This window comes from Telluria sp. GW821-FHT07G12, assembly GCF_059418525.1.
In genome coordinates, this window is record NZ_JBWKQA010000004.1 from 514,047 (window position 1) to 532,850 (window position 18,804).

Annotated in this window: 14 protein-coding genes and 2 tRNA genes; 8 read left to right on the forward strand and 8 right to left on the reverse strand. The window is 63.5% G+C overall.

The window, feature by feature from the left end; translation table 11 throughout:
- Positions 1–140: 140 nt before the first annotated feature.
- Together AC07PE_RS18140 and AC07PE_RS18145 are read right to left on the reverse strand one after the other, a co-directional pair.
- Positions 141–1,280: an AI-2E family transporter gene (locus tag AC07PE_RS18140; RefSeq protein WP_498766950.1), complete on the reverse strand. Its 1,140-nt coding sequence runs from the start codon at positions 1,278–1,280 to the stop codon at positions 141–143.
- On the reverse strand, positions 1,277–1,759 hold the full coding sequence (locus AC07PE_RS18145) for a cyclic nucleotide-binding domain-containing protein (protein ID WP_230026994.1): 483 nt from the start codon (positions 1,757–1,759) through the stop codon (positions 1,277–1,279). The genes AC07PE_RS18140 and AC07PE_RS18145 overlap by 4 nt, the downstream gene beginning before the upstream one ends.
- 213 nt (positions 1,760–1,972) lie before the next feature.
- On the opposite strand from AC07PE_RS18145, the gene AC07PE_RS18150 reads away from it, so the two are divergent.
- On the forward strand, positions 1,973–3,121 hold the full coding sequence (locus tag AC07PE_RS18150) for a GGDEF domain-containing protein (RefSeq protein WP_498766952.1): 1,149 nt from the start codon (positions 1,973–1,975) through the stop codon (positions 3,119–3,121).
- Between the two features lie 61 nt (positions 3,122–3,182).
- Here the strand turns inward: AC07PE_RS18150 and AC07PE_RS18155 are convergent.
- A tRNA-Asp gene (locus tag AC07PE_RS18155) sits at positions 3,183–3,259 on the reverse strand.
- Positions 3,260–3,303: 44 nt separating this feature from the next.
- Positions 3,304–3,379 (reverse strand) — tRNA-Val (locus tag AC07PE_RS18160).
- Between the two features lie 285 nt (positions 3,380–3,664).
- On the opposite strand from AC07PE_RS18160, the gene AC07PE_RS18165 reads away from it, so the two are divergent.
- The 5 genes from AC07PE_RS18165 to AC07PE_RS18185 all read left to right on the forward strand — a co-directional run bounded on the left by AC07PE_RS18165 (position 3,665) and on the right by AC07PE_RS18185 (position 12,261).
- On the forward strand, positions 3,665–5,881 hold the full coding sequence (locus AC07PE_RS18165; RefSeq protein WP_498766955.1) for a TonB-dependent receptor: 2,217 nt from the start codon (positions 3,665–3,667) through the stop codon (positions 5,879–5,881).
- 439 nt (positions 5,882–6,320) lie between these two features.
- A complete protein-coding gene (locus AC07PE_RS18170) occupies positions 6,321–8,144 on the forward strand; it encodes a S8 family peptidase (protein WP_498766957.1) in 1,824 nt (607 codons plus the stop codon).
- 187 nt (positions 8,145–8,331) lie between these two features.
- On the forward strand, positions 8,332–10,119 hold the full coding sequence (locus AC07PE_RS18175; protein ID WP_498766959.1) for a S8 family peptidase: 1,788 nt from the start codon (positions 8,332–8,334) through the stop codon (positions 10,117–10,119).
- Positions 10,120–10,199: 80 nt separating this feature from the next.
- Complete coding sequence (gene dinB / locus AC07PE_RS18180; protein WP_498766961.1) at positions 10,200–11,276, forward strand: DNA polymerase IV; 1,077 nt, start codon at positions 10,200–10,202, stop codon at positions 11,274–11,276.
- Positions 11,277–11,364: 88 nt separating this feature from the next.
- Entirely contained in the window at positions 11,365–12,261 is an 897-nt protein-coding gene (locus AC07PE_RS18185) for a recombination-associated protein RdgC (RefSeq protein ID WP_498766963.1), read from the forward strand.
- 146 nt (positions 12,262–12,407) lie between these two features.
- On the opposite strand, the gene AC07PE_RS18190 is transcribed toward AC07PE_RS18185, so the two are convergent.
- The 3 genes from AC07PE_RS18190 to AC07PE_RS18200 form a co-directional block, all read right to left on the reverse strand.
- A complete protein-coding gene (locus tag AC07PE_RS18190; protein ID WP_498767138.1) occupies positions 12,408–13,277 on the reverse strand; it encodes a catalase in 870 nt (289 codons plus the stop codon).
- On the reverse strand, positions 13,270–14,031 hold the full coding sequence (locus tag AC07PE_RS18195; RefSeq protein ID WP_498766965.1) for a catalase: 762 nt from the start codon (positions 14,029–14,031) through the stop codon (positions 13,270–13,272). Before AC07PE_RS18195 ends, AC07PE_RS18190 begins: the two co-directional genes overlap by 8 nt.
- A gap of 88 nt (positions 14,032–14,119) precedes the next feature.
- Positions 14,120–14,605, reverse strand: a complete 486-nt coding sequence (locus tag AC07PE_RS18200) for an asparaginase domain-containing protein (RefSeq protein WP_498766967.1) — start codon at positions 14,603–14,605, stop codon at positions 14,120–14,122.
- Between the two features lie 113 nt (positions 14,606–14,718).
- Here AC07PE_RS18200 and AC07PE_RS18205 point away from each other — a divergent pair, with 113 nt between their 5' ends.
- Positions 14,719–15,477 (forward strand): L-asparaginase, encoded by a 759-nt coding sequence (locus AC07PE_RS18205; protein ID WP_498766969.1) that lies wholly within the window; start codon positions 14,719–14,721, stop codon positions 15,475–15,477.
- Here the strand turns inward: AC07PE_RS18205 and AC07PE_RS18210 are convergent, their stop codons facing one another.
- Positions 15,478–16,467 carry a D-2-hydroxyacid dehydrogenase family protein gene (locus AC07PE_RS18210; protein WP_498766971.1) on the reverse strand — a complete coding sequence of 330 codons (990 nt, stop codon included), beginning with the start codon at positions 16,465–16,467 and terminating at the stop codon, positions 15,478–15,480.
- Positions 16,468–16,887: 420 nt separating this feature from the next.
- On the opposite strand from AC07PE_RS18210, the gene AC07PE_RS18215 reads away from it, so the two are divergent.
- Entirely contained in the window at positions 16,888–18,738 is a 1,851-nt protein-coding gene (locus tag AC07PE_RS18215; protein WP_498766973.1) for a phosphoenolpyruvate carboxykinase (GTP), read from the forward strand.
- Positions 18,739–18,804: the final 66 nt, after the last annotated feature.

Genomic DNA, 18,804 nt, shown 5'->3' on the forward strand with positions numbered 1-18,804 from the left:
AAAATTCGGGGTCAGAGCACTTTTTTGATCAATTACTTGCGACTAAAAATAGCAGTGAAAGTCAGGCGCTGCCCGTGCGCCAGCGCAGGTTTAATGCCAGTGAGATCTTGCCCAAAAAAGTGCTCTGACCCCGAATTGTTTTAGACTTTCAGGTCGCCACTCGCCTGCTTCTCGCGCAACTGCTTGGCGTACCGGTGCCGCGCCCGCAGCCGCGGATTGGTCATCAAGCGTCCCAGCGTTTCGCCGATCACCATCACCACGCCCAGCAGCGGCAGCACCAGCATCAGGCCGGCCACGCCGGACAGCGCGCCGCCGATGAAGATCATCAGCACCGTGATCAAGGGATGGATCTTGAGGCTGCGCCCGAGCGTCATCGGCATGAACACGAAATCGTCCAGCAGGCGCGCGAGGATGAAGACGACGATGGCGCCGTAGGCCACCAGCGGATTGCTGGGCGCGTCGGTGGCGGCCACGATCACCACCATCACGCAACCGACCACCGAGCCGATGAAGGGCACCCAGGCCAGCAGCGCCGAGATAAAACCCAGCAGCAGCGGCGAGGAGACGCCGATCACCCACAGGCCGAAGCCCAGCACGATGGTGTCGAGCACGGTCAGCTTGAGCAGGCCTTCGAAGTAGCGGCGCGCGGTCTGGTCGACCTGGTGCAGCAGGAACAGGGTGCGCTCGAAGTAGGCGTTCGGCACCGCGCGCGCCAGGAATTTCTTGAAGCGCAGGCCGTCGCGCAGGAAGAAGAAGGCGAGGAAGGGCGCCAGCAGCAGCGAGGGCAGCCAGCCGGCCGCGGTGACCAGGATGGTGGCCAGGTAGCGCTGGGCGAAGGTATCGGTGAAGACCTTGAAGCGCTTGTTGGCCAGCGAACTCAGATGCATCTCCGCCAGGATCGGGAATTTCGCTTCCAGCAGCGCCATCGTGTTGCGCACAAAGGCCACGCCGCCGTTCGCGTACAGCGCCAGCGTATCGCTCCAGGAGCCGGCATCGTCCGGCCCGGCGTTCCAGGTCAGCGCCGCCACCAGCACCAGCGCGGACACGCCGAAGAACACGCCGCATACCAGCATCGACGAGACGCTGCGCGAAAAGCCCAGGCGCAGCAGGCGCCGCATCGGGCCCAGCAGCGTGTAGTACATCACGGTGCCGAAGATAAAGGGCAGCACCAGCCACAGCATGTGCTCGAGCAGCACCAGCAGCAGGCAGGTGACGGCGATGATCCCGGTCCAGACCACCGGCCCGGCGCGCTCTTCGCGGACCACGGGCGCGGCGATCACAGCGCTTCCAGCTGCGGGCGGCCGTCGAGGCGCTCGCGCAGGCGCTGGCCGATGTGGCGCGCCAGCGCCAGCGAGATCTTGTAGCCGATGACGGCGTCGGTGTCCATCAGCGCCAGGAAGTCGTCGCGGAAGAACACCGCCAGCTCGCAGTGGTCGATGGCGCGTACGCGGGCGCTGCGCGGCGAGTTGTCGAGCAGGGCGAGGTCGCCGAAGAAGCTGCCCGGTCCCAGCTCGCTCACCAGCTGGCGGCGGCCTTCGTGCATACGGCTGATCTCGACGCGTCCCGCCATCACCAGGTAGAGCGCCTGGCCCTCCTCGTTCTCGTCGAAGACGATCTCTTCGGGCTGGTAGCGCCGCTCGTGCATCAGGCCATCCACGAACTTGACCTCGATCGGCTTGAGCGTGCGGAACAGGGACGTGTTCTGCAGCCGGCGCTGGCGCGGGGACAAGGTCTGGGACTTGAGAAAACCAAAGATCACGGGAACTCCAGGAATTAGGTGCTTGTCAATTATGCACGATTAGGTTGTGCCACGCAGCAATAGCACGAGTGCTGTGCCGTTATCAGACACTAGCCCCGTTCAAACACGAATCGTACGTGCACAAATGTTGAAACCGTGTAAGATAATTCCCTTAGGAAACATCTGTTGCTATAAATACACGAACAAGCTGCGGCTGTCCCAGAGAGAACCCGAGTGATCGACATTCAAACTTTCATGCTGGCGCTCGGCGTCGGCAATATCGCCTTTGCCCTGCTGATGGCGGGATATATGCGCGGCGCCGACAACAGCCCGGCCCTCGGCTACTGGATGTGGGGCCGCCTGTCGATCGGCCTTGCCCAATTGTGCTGGTGGATCGCGCCGCAGTTCGAGCTGCGCCTGGTCGAGGCCTTGTCCGCCTGCGCCTGGCTGGGCGGCGTCGCGCTGGAGGTGGGCGCCAACTGCCTGTTCTTCGGTTTTACGCGCTGGCGCAGGTCGCTCTACCTGCTTACCGTTCCCGGCTGGGTGGCGGTCTGCTACGCGGTGGCGACCGGGGCCTCGCGCCTGCAGCTGACAGAACTGATCTCCTTCATTATCGCCCTGTCCGTGTTCGGCGCGGCGGTGGTGCTGCTGCGTCCGCGCGAGGCGCCGCTGCTGCAGCGTATCATTGGCGTCAACAACATCCTGTTCGCGCTGGCGATCTGGGCTTGGCTGGGCTTCGAAGGCGGCAGCCCCGGCACCGGCATGACGCCGGTCATCGGCCTGGCCTACCTGGCCAGCTACCTCCTGATGATCGTGAACGGCTTCGGTTTCCTGTTGCTGTGCAAGCAGAAGGACGACGCGCTGATGCGCCGTCTGGCGACCATCGACGGCCTCACCGGCATGCTGAACCGCCGCGCCTTCTTCGAGCAGGCCGACAGTGCGCGCCAGCTGGCGCTGCGCCTGCGCAAGCCGATCGCCTTGCTGATGCTCGACATCGACCACTTCAAGCAGCTCAACGACAGCCATGGCCACGCCTGCGGCGACGAGGCGCTGAAGGTCTTCGCCGACACCACGCGCGGCGTGCTGCGCGAGCATGACCTCATCGGCCGGCTCGGCGGCGAAGAATTTGCACTGGTCCTGCCCGCCACCCGGCTCGAGGGTGCGCTGGAGGTGGCGGAACGCCTGCGCCTTGCCGTGCTCGATGCGCCGGTGTTTGGCGGCGCGCCGGGCTACCGCATGACGGTCAGCATCGGCGTGGTGACGATCGAGGCCGGCGAGGAGCTGACAGCGGCGCTGGCCCGCGCCGATCACGCGCTGTATGCGGCCAAGACCAGTGGGCGCAACCGGGTCGAAGTCGGCCAGCCGATGCTGAAACGCGCTTGAGCGCGCTCTACGGCGGTAAACGAAAAAAGGCCCGACAAGTCGGACCTTTTTTCTTTGAATCTGGCGGAGCGGACGGGGCTCGAACCCGCGACCCCCGGCGTGACAGGCCGGTATTCTAACCAACTGAACTACCGCTCCGTTTTTACTGATCTTCTCTTCGCTGTCGACATCGTCCGGAGATCTGGTGGGCGCTGAGAGGCTCGAACTCCCGACCTAATCCTTGTAAGGGATCCGCTCTACCAACTGAGCTAAGCGCCCGCAAACCGCTTCGGTGATGTCTTCGACGTTTGTCACCACGTCCGAAGAGGCCCGAATCATAGCGTATCCCTTCTGGAGCACGCAAGGGCTTTAGGGAAAAAAAATGTTGTATGCCTGCCCACGATCGCGCTTATTCCTTGCATAAGCTAATGCACATGTTCGACAATTGCGCCTTTACCAACCTGGCAATGTGAAGACATCGATAACGATGCGAATTGTTCAGGGGGGAAGAGGGGGGATGGCGGAGACACACACCAGTTTTTTTACCCTTCCTAGGAAATCGCAATGACCAAGATGTCCAAGATGCACAAGCGCGTCATCGCCGCCCATGGCGCGATGCTGGCGCTGTCAGCCCTGTCCGCCGGTGCGGCCATGGCCCAAGCTACATCGACCAACGAGCTGCAGACCGTCACCGTGACGGCGCAGCGCCGCACCGAGAATATCAAGGAGGTGCCGGTCTCGGTCAGCGCCGTCAAGGGTGAAAAGCTCGACGTCATCGTCTCGGGCGGTGAAGACATCCGCGTGCTGGCCGGCAAAGTGCCGAGCCTGAACATCGAATCGTCGAACGGCCGCACCTTCCCGCGCTTCTACATCCGCGGCTACGGCAACACCGACTTCTCGCTGTTCGCCTCGCAGCCGGTGTCGCTGATCTATGACGACATCGTCCAGGAAAACCCGATCCTCAAAGGCTTCCCGATCTTCGACGTCGCCGGCGTCGAAGTGCTGCGCGGCCCGCAGGGCACCCTGTTCGGCCGCAACACCCCGGCCGGCGTGGTCAAGCTCGAATCCGAAAAGCCGAACCTGAAAAAGGTCGAGGGCTACTACAACGCCTCCTGGGGCAGCCACAACACCGTGAACCTGGAAGGCGCCGTCAACGTGCCGCTGTCGGACAAGTGGGCGATGCGCGTCTCGACCCTGCGCCAGCACCGCGACGATTTCGTCAACAACTACAGCGACCTCGCCAAGACCAACAAGACCGGCGAACTGGACGGCTACAACGAGCACGCCGAGCGCGTGCAGTTCCTGTACACCCCGGACAGCACCTTCAGCGCGCTGTTCAACGTGCACCAGCGCACCACCAACGGCAGCGCCCGCCTGTTCCGCGCCAACCTGATCAAGAAGGGCACGAACGACATCGCCGACGGTTACGACCTGAACAGCATCGTCACCAACGCCCAGAACTTCCAGGACCTCAAGACCCAGGGCGCCAACCTGCGCCTGAGCTGGGACCTGGGTCCTGTGAAACTGTATTCGATCACCGGCTACGAAAGCGTGGATCACTACAACAGCCGCGGCGACATCGACGGCGGCATCATCGGCGGCCCGGGCGTGGTGCCCTTCCAGGTGCAGACCGCCAGTCGCCTGACCGACCTGAGCCAGTGGTCGCAGGAATTCCGTGTCGAATCGAAGAACACCGGCCCGCTGAACTGGCAGGCCGGCCTGTATTACTTCGACGAAGACGCGACCGGCGGCAGCGACAACTTCGACAGCGTGACCCAGGCGCAGACCTCGCGCGTGGTCTCGAACCAGAAGAACAAGGCCTGGGCCGCCTTCGGTTCCGTGACCTATGCCGTCAACGACGCCTTCACCCTGCGCGGCGGCCTGCGCTACACCGACGACAAGAAGGACTTCGCCACGTTGGAACACACCAACGTGACCCTGATCGGCCCGGCCGGCATCAGCGAAAGCAAGAGCAAGGTCAACTGGGACCTGTCCGGTACCTACAAGCTGAACCGTGACGTGAACCTGTACGCCCGTGCGGCGACCGGCTTCCGCGCCCCGAGTATCGCTGCCGCCTCGGCATCGGTGCCGGTGACCGTGGCCGACGCCGAGACCGTCACCTCGATCGAAGGCGGCATCAAGGCCGACCTGTTCGAGCGCCGCGCCCGCCTGAACTTCTCGCTGTACGACTTCGAAGTGAAGAACCAGCAGCTGACCGTGGTCGGCGGCAACTCGAACGTCACCAAGCTGATCAACGCGGCCAAGACCAAGGCCCACGGCGCCGAATTCGACGTCGAAGGCATCGTCAGCCCGGAACTGCGCGTGACCGCCGGCGCCAGCTACAACTTCACCGAGATCCGCGATCCTAGCCTGTCGGTCAACAAGTGCGCCCAGTGCACCATCACCGACCCGATCAACACGGCCGGCCGCGTCGAGATCAACGGCAACCCGCTGCCGCAGGCGCCGAAGTGGACCCTCAACGCGACCGCGCGCTACGGCGTGCCGATGGGCGACGGCGAGTTCTTCGTTTACACCGACTGGTCCTACCGTACGAAGATCAACTTCTTCCTGTACGAAGCAACCGAGTTCAGCGGCAAGCCGCTGACCGAAGGCGGCCTGCGCGTCGGCTACAACTGGGCGGGCGGCAAGTATGAAGTGGCTGCCTTCGGCCGCAACATCCTCGACCAGCGCCGCATCACCGGCGCCATCGACTTCAACAACCTGACCGGCTTCACCAACGAGCCGCGTACCTGGGGCGTTCAGTTCAAGGGCAACTTCTAAGCATCAGCTTAGTTCTCCCTGACATCAAAAAGGCCGCGAGCGATCGCGGCCTTTTTTTATTTATCTGCGTATGCACATATATCAAATTTTTTGGTTATATCTGATATAAGTCAAAACGATGTGTTAAATCATGTGGTTGACCAAGAATGACGATTTCGTGATTTTCAGGTGTTTTTTAGCAAGATCTTATTTTGCAGAGCTCGATTTCGGCCAAATAAAGTAGGTTTTTACTACCAAGTGTGGTTTTTCGTTGTAAAGATGCCGAAATCAATTGTGAAATTTCTACATGTCTTCTTTCTTCGCGCTACTCTTCCGTGTCCGCTTTCAGACGGGCAATCGGTGAGCAATTGGCGCCGACACAACTAGATCTCAGGCACTGAGTAGTCATGATGTGCTTGCGGAAAATCAAACTTTTGTGTTTTTCTAATAAGGAAGAAACATGAAGTCTCAGAAATCGATGTACCCGGCAGTCTTGAAGTTGTGCGCAGCGGCCGTGATCGGCCTCGGCGCAAGCGCCGTCCACGCTGGCGTTCCCGCCGGGGCTGTCACCGCATCCGCCGCGCAGGGTGTAGGCATCACCGACCAGACCGACCGCCTGATCGTCAAGTACAAGGATGAAGCCGCACCCGGCGCCAAGGGCCAGTCGCGTCTGGCCGCTGCCGGCGTGATTCCGGCATCGCGCATGGCCAAGCTCGAGCTGGCCGGCCGCAATCTCGGCCTGACGATGAAGGAACTGCACACCATCGGAACCGGCGCCCGCGTCATCCAGCTGAACCGCAAGGTGTCGGTGGCCGACGCCGCCAAGGTCGCCGCCGACCTGATGGCCAGCGACGCTTCGGTGGAGTACGCCGAGCCGGACCGCATCATGAAGCCGATGTTCACCCCGAACGATCCGTACTTCAGCCAGCAGTGGGACTACACCGATGTTACCGGCGGCATGCGCCTGCCGGCGGCCTGGGACAAGTCGACCGGCACTGGCATCCGCGTGGCCGTGATCGACACCGGCTACCGTCCGCACGTCGACCTGCAGGGCCAGATCCTGGCCGGCTATGACTTCATCGCCGACACCGCGATTTCGAACGACGGCAACGGCCGCGACAGCGACGCCAGCGATCCGGGCGACTGGACCACCGCGGGCCAGTGCGGCGCCGGCGAGCCGGCCTCGAACTCGAGCTGGCACGGCACCCACGTGGCCGGCACCATCGCTGCGCTCACCAACAACGGTATCGGCGTGGCCGGCGTCGCCTACGGCGCCAAGGTCGTGCCGGTGCGCGTGCTGGGCCAGTGCGGCGGCTACACCTCCGATATCGCCAACGGCATCATCTGGGCTTCCGGCGGCACCGTCTCGGGCGTGACCAATATCGCGGCCCGTGCACAGGTGATCAACATGTCGCTGGGCGGCGGCGGCGCCTGCGACACGACCTCGCAAAGCGCGATCAACAGCGCCCGCTCGCGCGGCACCGTGGTCGTGGTTGCGGCCGGTAACGAAAACCAGAACGCCAGCAACAGCAACCCGGCCAACTGCTCGGGCGTGATCGCGGTGGCGGCCACCAACAAGTCGGGCGGCCGTGCGTCGTACTCGAACTACGGCACCGTCGTCGACGTGGCCGCACCTGGCGGCGATACCGGCGCGGCGATCCTGTCGACCCTGAACGCCGGCACCACCACCCCGGGCGCCGACAACTACGCCGGCTACATGGGCACCTCGATGGCCACCCCGCACGTGGCAGGCGTGGTCGCGCTGATGCTGGCGAAGAACCCGAACCTGACCCCGGACGAGGTCGAAGCGAAGCTGAAGTCGAGCGCACGCGCCTTCCCGGCAACGTGCTCGGGTTGCGGCGCAGGTATCGTCGACGCTTCGGCCGCTGTCGATGCGGCTGCCGGCACCAGCACCGGCACGACGATGTCGGAAACCGAGTCGAACAACACGATCTCCACCGGTAACACGGTCGCGACCTCGGGCACCACGGTCAACGGCAACCTGTCGAGCAGCAGCGACACGGACTACTTCAAGGTCACGATCCCGGCCGGCAAGACCCTGAGCGCGACCCTGACGCCGAACGCAAGCTCCGACTACGACCTGTACATCTACAACAGCGCAGGCACCCAGGTGACTTCCAGCACCAACGGTACGGGCGCGGTGGATTCGGCAAGTGCGTCGAATACCGGCACCACTGCCGTGACTGCTTACGTGCGCGTGGTGTACTACAGCGGCGGCACCGGTTCGACCAGCGGCACCTACACGCTGAAACTGAGCTGGTAATCATCTGCAAACAGAAAGTTCGAGAAAGCTGATTGATCTATAAAGGAAATGCCGCAAGGAACTAAATTCCTTTAACAATCAATTACTTATCAAAAATTTTCCTGTGGTAAAAACCCCTAAAGCGGCCCCAAGCGGGCCGCTTTTCGTTACGCTTCCCTGTTCGGTTACTCCAAAAGAGGAAGCAAGCATGACGCACCACAAGATGTATCCCGTGTTGAAAATCTGCGCAGCAGCCCTCGTCGCCTTCGGCTCGCTGGCTGCTCACGCTGCGCCGTCGGATGCGGCACAAACCAGAGTCATTACCCAGACCGACCGCCTGATCGTCAAGTACAAGGACGCCGTCGACAATTCCAAGGGCGCCGTGCCCGCGCGCGCCATGTCGGCTGCGCGCCAGGCCCTGCTCGCCCGCGCCGGCCAGCAGCTCGGCGCCACCATGCGCGCACTGCGCGCGACCGCCACCGGCGCCGACGTCTTGCAGCTCAGCCGTACCATGTCGCTGGACGAAGCCCGCGCCCTGGCCGCCGAGCTGATGGCGCGCGACCCGGACGTCGAGTACGCCGAGCCAGACCGCATCATGGTCCCGCTGTTCACTCCGAATGACCCGATGTACACCCAGCAGTGGCACTACTACGACGCCAAGGGCGGCCTGAACCTGCCCGCCGCCTGGGACAAGTCGACCGGCGCCGGCATCAACGTGGCCGTGATCGATACCGGCTACCGTCCGCACGCCGACCTGTCGGGCCAGATCCTGCCGGGCTATGACTTCATCGCCAACGCGGCCATGGCTGCCGACGGCGGCGGCCGCGACAGCGACGCCAGCGATGTCGGCGACAGCACCACCGCCGGCCAGTGCGGCGGCGGCCTGCCGGCGCAGGACGATGCCTCGAGCTGGCACGGCACCCACGTGGCCGGCACCATCGCCGCGAAGACCAACAACGGCGTCGGCGTGGCCGGCGTCGCTTTCGGCGCCAAGGTCGTCCCGGTGCGCGTGCTGGGCAAGTGCGGCGGCTACACCTCGGATATCGCCGACGCCATGATCTGGGCGTCCGGCGGCGCCGTCACCGGCGTCCCGGCCAACCCGAACAAGGCGCGCGTGCTGAACCTGTCGCTGGGCGGCAGCGGCGCCTGCGACGCCACGACCCAGAATGCGATCAACAGCGCCCGTTCGCGCGGCGCCGTGGTCGTGGTCGCGGCCGGCAACTCGAACGTGAATGCGTCCAACTCGAACCCGGCCAACTGCGCCGGCGTGATCACGGTGGCGGCGGTCGGCCGCAGCGGCGGCAAGGCGTCCTACTCGAACTACGGCGCGAACGTCGACGTCGCAGCCCCGGGCGGCGACAGCGGCGCGGCCATCCTGTCGACCTGGAACGCCGGCACCACCACCCCGGCGGGCGACAACTACGGCTACATGATGGGCACCTCGATGGCGACCCCGCACGTGGCCGGCGTGGCCGCGCTGATGCTGGCGAAGAACCCGGCGCTGACCCCGGACGAAGTCGAAGCCAAGCTGAAAGCCACCGCGCGCGCCTTCCCGGTGGCCTGCTCGGGCTGCGGCGCCGGCATTGTCGACGCGGCCGCGGCCGTGAATGCGGTGACGGCCACGGTGGCGGTGCAGCCGCCGACCCAGAACGAGGTGGAACCGAACAATTTCCTCTCGAACGCCAACGCCGTGAACGTGGCCGGCACCGTGGTCAACGGGACCATGTCCGCCAGCAACGACAACGATTATTTCATCGTCCAGGTGCCGGCCGGTAAGACCCTGACCGCGACCCTGAGCATGAGCGGCAGCACCATCGACTATGACCTGTACGCCTACACCAGCGCGGGCACCCAGCTGGCCGTGAGCACCAACGGCGCCGGCGTGAACGATGCGGTGTCGGTGACCAACACGGCGACTACCACCCAGGCGCGCCTGGTCCGCGTGCGCTATCACGCGGGTCCCCTGGGCAATTACACGCTGAAGTTCACCTGGTAAGCCTTCAAGCGGCAAGACAGGGCGCGTAACGAAAGTTGCGCGCCTTTTTTGTTAGCACTTATACTGTATGGAATTACAGTATGAATACTCCGACCCGCAAGATCATCCACTGCGACTGCGACTGTTTCTACGCTTCCGTCGAGATGCGGGATGATCCGTCCCTGCGCGGCCGGCCGCTGGCGGTCGGGGGACGGCCGGACCAGCGTGGCGTGATCGCCACCTGCAACTACGAGGCGCGCCGCTTCGGCATCCATTCGGCGATGGCCACCGCCCAGGCGATGAAACTGTGTCCGAACCTGCTCCTGATCCCGCCGAACATGGAGAAGTACCGGATCGCATCAACCCAGATCATGGACATCTACCGCGACTACACGGAGCTGGTCGAGCCGCTCTCACTGGACGAGGCTTACCTGGACGTGACGGAGTCGCCGCACTGCAAGGGCAGCGCGACCCTGATCGCGCAGGAGATCCGGCGGCGCATTTTCGAGACCGTCGGGATCACGGCGTCTGCCGGCGTGGCGCCGAGCAAGTTCGTGGCCAAGATCGCCAGCGACTGGAACAAGCCGGACGGCCTGTTCCTGGTGCGCCCCGAGGAAGTCGATGCCTTCGTGGCCGCGCTGCCGGTGAAGAAGCTGCACGGCGTCGGCAAGGTCACGGCGGCCAAGATGAAAAGCCTGGGCGTGGAAACCTGCGCCGACCTGCGAACCTGGAACATGGCCAAGCTGCAGGAGCATTTCGGCTCCTTCGGCGCCCGCCTGTACGACCTGTGCCGCGGCATCGACTACCGCGAGGTCAACCCGGTGCGCGAGCGCAAGTCGATCAGTACCGAGGAAACCTATACGCCCGACGTGCCGGACCTGCCAGCCTGCCTGGCCCTGCTGCCTGAGCTGATGGAGCACCTGCAGGGCCGGATCAAGCGCAACAATGCTGAAAAATTCATCAACAAGCTCTTCGTCAAACTGAAATTCAACGACTTCCAGCAGACCACAGTCGAGTGCGTCGGCTACGCGCCCAACCTGGCGATCTTCACGCACCTGATGGAAACCGGCTGGCTGCGCGCCAGCCGCCCGGTGCGCCTGCTGGGCGTGGGCGTGCGGCTGAGCGACACGGAACAGGTCGAGCAGCTCAGCTTGTTTGACGAACGCGCAACACATTAAAAAAGCCTACCCTGCTGGCTGAAAATTGCCGGCCGGCAGCGTGTAGAATGTCGTTCCCCTGAAATTTATAGGTTAAAGAAAGCAAGGTATGTGGTTCAAGAATCTTCAGATCTATCGTCTGCCCGCACCGTGGGCTTTTACCGCCGAACAAATGGAAGAGGCGCTGCAGTCGCAGGCGTTCACGCCGGCCAGCAGCAATGAACTGCTGCGCCAGGGCTGGGATTCGCCGCGCGGCAACGGCAAGCTGGTCCACGAAGTCAACAAGCAGATGCTGATGATGCTGGGCACCGAAAAGAAACTGCTGCCGGGCTCGGTCATCAACCAGGTTGCCAAGGCCCGCGCGGCCGAGCTGGAAGAGCAGCAAGGCTTCCCGCCGGGCAAGAAGGCCATGAAAGAGCTGAAGGAACGCGTGGCCGACGAACTGCTGCCGCGCGCCTTCTCGATCCGCAGCAACGTCTGGACCTGGATCGACCCGGTCAACGGCTGGCTGGTGATCGATGCCGCCAGCCCGTCGAAAGCCGACGACGTCATCAAGCTGCTGCTGAAGGCCGTCGACAAGATGCCGCTGGAATCGCTGCGCGTGCAGAGCTCGCCGGTGGCCGTCATGACCGGCTGGCTGGAATCGGACGAGGCGCCGTACAACTTCACGATCGACCAGGACACCGAGCTGCGCGCCACCGGCGAGAGCAAGGCCGCGGTGCGCTACGTGAAGCACTCACTGGACCCGGAAGACATCCGCCGCCACATCGCCGCCGGCAAGCAGTGCACCCGCCTGGCCATGACCTGGAACAGCCGCGTGTCCTTCGTGCTGACCGAGTCGCTGGCGGTCAAGGGCGTCAAGCCGCTGGACGTGATCAAGGAAAACGAAACCATCACCTACAGCGATGACGAGCGCTTCGATAACGACATCATGCTGATGACCGGCGAGCTGGCCAAGATGCTGGCGGATCTGGTTGAGGCGCTGGGTGGCGAGGCCAAGGCGTAAGCATCGTCATTCCCGCGAAGGCGGGAATCCATGCTGAGCCACTCAGCACGCGACGTATAGATTCCCGCTTTCGCGGGAAGTCAGGTCGGGCAATGCCAGGCATGACGACAAAAACAACGGCCCGGACATTGCGCCCGGGCCGTTGTTCATTTAGCCGCCACTTCCTCCGTCGTCGCCGGCTCCTTCTTCCCACCCGAGCTTTCCGCCTGCCCGCTGGTGTAGGTCGCCCCTTGCCGGTCCTCGTGCGGCGCCGGCTTGCCCGGCAGCGGCGGCAGGGCCTTGGCTTTCTCGAGATCGATGCCGGCCACCTGCGCCACGCGGCGGCCGTAATCTTCGTCGCAGTGCCACAGGTGCCAGACCATGCGCAGCTGGATGACTTCCGGGCATTTCTTGAGGTCGCCGCCGACGTTGTTCACCAGGTCGTCGCGTTCCCAGTCCTCGAAAGACCGGTAGCGGTCGCCGGCCTGCTGGTAGTCGGCCGCGGTCGAGGTGGTCTGGTAGCGGCCGACGTGGCCCTGCACGTACTGGTGATAGTCCTTGGCCGGCTGCGGCGCTTCCTGCAGGCCGCCCAGCAGGCTGGGCTCGTAGTTGATGTGCTTGTCTTCGCCGCCGCCGTCGACGTAATACGCCATCTGGCCGTCGCGCTGGTTGGTGCGGGCGCGGGCGCCGTCCTGCGGCGCGTTGATCGGCAGCTGCAGGTAGTTGGGGCCGACGCGGTAGCGCTGGGTGTCGGAGTAGGACAGGGTGCGGCCCTGCAGCATCTTGTCGTCCGAGAAGTCGATGCCGTCGACCAGCACGCCGGTGCCGAAGGCCGACTGCTCGGTTTCGGCGAACACATTGTCCGGGTTCTTGTTGAGCACCATGCGGCCTACCGGCAGCAGCGGGAACTGGTCTTCCGGCCAGCGCTTGGTGTCGTCCAGCGGGTCGAAGTCGAGTTCGGGATGCTCGCCGTCGGACATGATCTGTACGCAGAATTCCCACTCCGGGAACTCGCCGCGCTCGATCGCCTCATACAGGTCGCGGGTGGCGTGGCTGGCTGGTGTCGTGGCCCTGGATCTCGGCGGCTTGGCTGGAGGTCAGATTGCGCACGCCCTGTTTCGGCTGCCAGTGGAATTTCACGATGTGGGCGATGCCCTGGTCGTTCACCAGTTTATAAGTGTTAACGCCCGAACCTTCCATCTCGCGGTAATTGGCTGGAATGCCCCATGGGCTCTTGACCCAGGTAACCATGTGCAGCGCTTCCGGGTGGTTCGAGATGAAATCGTAGAAGCGCCACGGTTCCTGCTGGTTGGTGACGGGGTCGGGTTTGAAGGCGTGGATCATGTCCGGGAACTTGATCGCGTCGCGGATGAAGAAGACCTTCAGGTTGTTGCCGACCAGGTCCCAGTTGCCGTCCAGGGTTTTCAGTTTGACGGCGAAGCCGCGCGGGTCGCGTGCCGTTTCCGGCGATTCCTTGGCGCCGATCACGGTCGAGAAGCGCACGAACACAGGGGTCTGCACGCCGACCTCGTTGAGGACGCGGGCGCGGGTGAATTTGCTGGCGGGCTCGTTGCCGATCTTGCCGTAGGCTTCGAAATAACCGTGGGCGCCGGTACCGCGCGCGTGCACCACGCGTTCGGGGATGCGCTCGCGGTCGAAGTGTGTGATCTTTTCGATGAACTGGTAGTTTTCCAGTGTGGCGGGACCGCGCTCGCCAACCGAGCGCAGGGACTGGTTGTCGCGGACGGGATGACCCTGGCGGGTGGTCAGGGTCGGGCGCTGCTCGTTCATTGTGCTTCCTCCTGCGGTCATGGAGGAAGCATTGTAGGAATTGCCAACAACGCGCAGCGCGCGTTAGCCGTCCAGAAATGCTGCTGTGTCAGCGTTGCTGGAAGACGCCGGCGGCGCGGTTCTTGGTGACGTTGTCCCAGGTAAAAATGCTGCCGTTCATGGCCACGTAGACACCCGGCGGCAGGGTCTGGGCCACGCCGCAGGCGAAGCCGAAGTTGAACAGCGCATCCGAGTTGGCGATCTCGTAGGGGATCATGGCGCCGGTGAAGACGATGGTCTTGTCCTTCACTGCCGGCCCCAGCACCTCGGCGGTTTCGCGCATGGTGTCGGTGCCGTGCACGATCACGATCGCCTTCTCGCTGGCGGCCTGGCAGGCGGCCAGGACCTTCTGGCGGTCGGCGTCCTGCATGTCGAGCGAGTCGAGCAGGGAAACGACCTCGAGCGCGGCAGGGATGGTGATGCGCGAACGTTTGATAACCTCAGGCAAGTGGCTGTCCGCAAAGCCCAGGACACCGTTGAGTTCGTTGTAGTGTTTGTCGAAGGTGCCGCCGGTGGCAATGATCCGCAAAGTCATGATGATGGTTTGGAAACGCAGAAAAATAAGGTGGGTAATGATAGCCGCAAACCGGTGTGTATCCATATGTGAGTGCGCTAGAATCGTTCGGATCGGATGAGTACACTGATCACATGAAACCCGTCGCTCCAGGCACTGTCATCTTTCATCGCCATCGCGGTTATGGCGTCATCGTCCACGTCAATCTCTTGACCGGATGGATCTCCGCGCGCTTCGGCAACGAACCGCGCACGCTCGATCTCAACCTTTCCACCGACGAAGTGCAGCACGCCGATGGCGAGGCCATCCTGTTCCGCCGCTCGCCGCCGGACCGCATGCCGCACGCGCGCCTGATGGCCATGGTGCGCGAGCTGCACAAGGCCGGCTACGAAAAGCTCTACCTGCACTCCTGGCCCAAGCCTTCCGGCCTGCACTGGCGCTGGCATTTGTTTACCGGCCAGCGCGACTGGATGCAGCGCCCCTGGCGCGAAGGCTGGTACGGCTCCGGTGCCGACTACAACGGCAATCCGGTGATGGGCTGGGGAGACGCGCCCGGCGCCACCACGGACGAACTGATCCACGCGCTGGCGAAGTTCGACCCCGAAGGCCTGGCGCGTGCGCTCGGCCGCGACGAAGATCACACCGCCTGGTTCGCCGGCGTCTGCGATGCCTTGCTGCCGGGCTACATGTACAGTTTCGACATGGCGCCGCAGCCCAAGGGCAGCGGCCTGGTCGAGATGCCGCCGGTGCCCGTGGTACCGGTGCGCGCCGGCCTGCCCGCGTATGCCGGCCCCGCGATCGACTGGCCGCCGGGCTGGGCTGGATTGTGGACGCGCCGGCATGAGATGCCGATGCGTAAGCCCAATTTTACGGGCGAGCCCGAGTTGCGTTGATCATCGTTTCAACGCCTCTGGATTCAAAATATTCGTCGGCTGGCCCTTGGCGAAATTGAGCACGTTCTCGAACGCGACGCGGAAATACAGCTCGTAGCTGTTCTTCTCCACATAGCCCAGGTGCGGCGTCGCCAGCACGGTCGGAATCTTCAATAGCGGCGATTCCGCCGGCAGCGGCTCGCTGGTGAACACGTCCAGCGCCGCGTAGCCCGGCCGCCCGCGCTGCAGGGCTTCCTCCAGCGCATTCTCCGCCACCAGCTCGGCCCGGCTGGTATTCACGAACAGCGCGTCACGCTTCATGCGCGACAGGTCCTCGGCCGTGACGATGCCGCGCGTCGCATCGTTCAGGCGCAGGTGCAGGCTCAGCACGTCGGCCTGTTCGAAAAAGGCCTCGCGCGTTGGCGCCGCCTGGTAGCCGTCGGCCACCGCCGCCGCGCGGCTGGTCTCCCTGCCCCACACCAGGACCTGCATGCCGAAGGCCTTGCCGTAGCCGGCCACCATGCGGCCGATCTTGCCGTAGCCCCAGATCGCCAAAATACGTCCCTTCAGCGTCCGGCCCAGGCCGTTCAGTTCCGGATTGATCGACGCCGTCTGCCACAAGCCCTGTTTCAGGTTGTTGGCGTAGGGGACGATCTTGCGGCTGGCGGCCATGATCAGCGCCCAGGTCAGCTCGGCGGGTGCGACCGGCGAGCCGATGCCTTCCGCGATCGCGACGCCTTGCTCGGTGGCCGCTGCGACGTCGACGTGGCCGGCCAGCTTGCCGGTCTGCGAGATCAGTTTCAGGTTCGGCAGCTTGGCCAGCAAGGCGCGCGGGAAGGCGGTGCGCTCGCGGATCAGGACCAGGGCGTCGAACGGGGCCAGGCGGATCGCCAGCTGGCCCAGTCCGCGGCTCGAATTGGTGAACACTTTAACGTCGTGACCGTCCAACAATTGAAAGCAATCCAGCTGGCGCACGGCGTCCTGGTAATCGTCAAGGATGGCTATTTTCATAAGAGTTTTCGTAAATTTCGTACGGGTAAGTAATGAAATAACGCGGATTCAAAAGATGATGAATAACCTACTAGATTAGTCAACCAAAATTCCTACATTTTTGTTGTGAAAGCATTTGAAACGCATTTTTTCAGGTGTAGAATCGACCAGAAATAAAGGCCGACGATGTCTCATTGTTAACTTTTGCGACATTGATCGAGGCCAGCAGCCGACACGACCGCCGCATCACGTTACCCGGCGCCGAACCATTGCCAAATGGATTCTTGAGCGCGGGCCCGGTACCGGGACCATGACGATGACGATCTGCCGAGCGGGAAATACCAAGACGGAACCTCGATAAACCGTTGCCAGCCGCGGCTCTGTGACGCGAAGCCGGCTTTTCGAGGCCCAAAGAATTCTTAATTGGCATTGGAGGTACTCATGAACCAGCCCGTCATGGGCGGCGTCGCCGCTTTGAACGTCCCAGCTTACATCAAGCACAACAAACTCATCAATTGGGTGGCCGATATCGCGGCCCTGACCAAGCCCGACGCCATCTACTGGTGCGACGGTTCCCAGGAAGAGTATGACCGCCTGTGCGCCCTGATGGTCGAGGCTGGCACGATGAAGCGCCTGAATCCCGAGAAGCGCCCGAATTCCTATCTGGCCTGCTCGGACCCGAGCGACGTGGCCCGTGTGGAAGACCGCACCTTCATCTGCTCGGCAACGAAAGAACAGGCCGGTCCGACCAACAACTGGACCGACCCGAACGAGATGCGCCAGACCCTGAACGGCCTGTTCGACGGCTGCATGGCCGGCCGCACCATGTATGTGGTGCCGTTCTCGATGGGTCCGCTGGGTTCGCCGATCGCCCACATCGGCGTCGAGCTGTCCGACTCGCCCTACGTGGCCGTCAACATGCGCATCATGACCCGCATGGGCAAGGCCGTGTACGACGTGCTGGGCGAGACCGGCGAGTTCGTGCCCTGCGTGCACAGCGTCGGCATGCCGCTGCAGGCAGGCCAGCAGGACGTGCGCTGGCCGTGCAACGCCACCAAGTACATCGTCCACTATCCCGAAACCCGCGAGATCTGGTCCTTCGGCTCGGGCTACGGCGGCAACGCGCTGCTGGGCAAGAAATGCTTCGCGCTGCGTATCGCTTCCAACATGGGCTACCAGGAAGCCCAGCAGGGCGGCACCGGCTGGCTGGCCGAGCACATGCTGATCCTGGGCGTGGAATCGCCGCAAGGTGAAAAGAAATACGTGGCCGCCGCCTTCCCCTCGGCCTGCGGCAAGACCAACTTCGCGATGCTGATCCCCCCTAGCGGCTTCGAAGGCTGGAAGGTCACCACCATCGGCGACGACATCGCCTGGATCAAGCCGGGCGCGGACGGCAAGCTGGTCGCCATCAACCCGGAAGCCGGCTACTTCGGCGTGGCCCCGGGCACCAACGACAAGACCAACCCCAACTGCATGGCCTCGCTGCGCGAGAACGTCATCTTCACCAACGTCGCGCTGACCGATGACGGCGACGTCTGGTGGGAAGGCATGACCAAGGAAGCGCCGGCGCACCTGATCGACTGGCAAGGTAAAGACTGGACCCCGGCCTCGGGCACCAAGGCCGCGCACCCGAACGCGCGCTTCACCGTCGCCGCGACCCAGAACCCGGTCATCGACCCGGCCTGGGACGATCCGGCCGGCGTGCCGATCTCGGCCTTCATCTTCGGCGGCCGCCGCTCGACCACGGTGCCGCTGGTGACCGAAGCCCGCAACTGGACCGAAGGCGTCTACATGGCCGCCACCATGGGTTCGGAAACCACCGCCGCCGCCGCCGGCCAGATGGGCATCGTGCGCCGCGACCCGTACGCGATGCTGCCCTTCATCGGCTACAACATGAGCGACTACTTCCAGCACTGGCTGGACCTGGGCAAGAAAGTCGCTGCGCAGCCGAAGATCTTCTGCGTCAACTGGTTCCGCACCGACGAGAAAGGCAACTTCGTGTGGCCGGGCTACGGCGACAATATGCGCGTCCTGAAGTGGATCCTCGACCGCACCGAGGGTAGCCAGGGTGGCGTCGAGCACATGTTCGGCACCTCGCCTTCGTATGGCGACCTGAACTGGACCGGCATCGACTTCACCGAAGCCCAGTTCCAGCAGATCACCTCGATCGACAAGGACGCCTGGCGCGAAGAACTGAAACTGCACAGCGAACTGTTCGACAAGCTGGCTTATCGCCTGCCGCAGGAACTGGTGGCGACCAAGCAGCAGCTGGAACAGCGCCTGGGCGCGTAAGTGTAGGGTGGGCACTCCCGTGCCCAAGAGAGCTTAAGCGGGGAGACGACGGCCAGGTTCACGCAA

Excerpts from the sequence above, each read along its gene's own strand:
- AC07PE_RS18170 (WP_498766957.1), top strand. The coding sequence starts at position 6,321 with ATGAAGTCTCAGAAATCGATGTACCCGGCAGTCTTGAAGTTGTGCGCA.
- AC07PE_RS18210 (WP_498766971.1), bottom strand. The coding sequence starts at position 16,467 with ATGAAAATAGCCATCCTTGACGATTACCAGGACGCCGTGCGCCAGCTG.
- AC07PE_RS18195 (WP_498766965.1), bottom strand. The coding sequence starts at position 14,031 with ATGAACGAGCAGCGCCCGACCCTGACCACCCGCCAGGGTCATCCCGTC.
- dinB (WP_498766961.1), top strand. The coding sequence starts at position 10,200 with ATGAATACTCCGACCCGCAAGATCATCCACTGCGACTGCGACTGTTTC.
- AC07PE_RS18200 (WP_498766967.1), bottom strand. The coding sequence starts at position 14,605 with ATGACTTTGCGGATCATTGCCACCGGCGGCACCTTCGACAAACACTAC.
- AC07PE_RS18205 (WP_498766969.1), top strand. The coding sequence starts at position 14,719 with ATGAAACCCGTCGCTCCAGGCACTGTCATCTTTCATCGCCATCGCGGT.
- AC07PE_RS18215 (WP_498766973.1), top strand. The coding sequence starts at position 16,888 with ATGAACCAGCCCGTCATGGGCGGCGTCGCCGCTTTGAACGTCCCAGCT.
- AC07PE_RS18175 (WP_498766959.1), top strand. The coding sequence starts at position 8,332 with ATGACGCACCACAAGATGTATCCCGTGTTGAAAATCTGCGCAGCAGCC.
- AC07PE_RS18165 (WP_498766955.1), top strand. The coding sequence starts at position 3,665 with ATGACCAAGATGTCCAAGATGCACAAGCGCGTCATCGCCGCCCATGGC.
- AC07PE_RS18185 (WP_498766963.1), top strand. The coding sequence starts at position 11,365 with ATGTGGTTCAAGAATCTTCAGATCTATCGTCTGCCCGCACCGTGGGCT.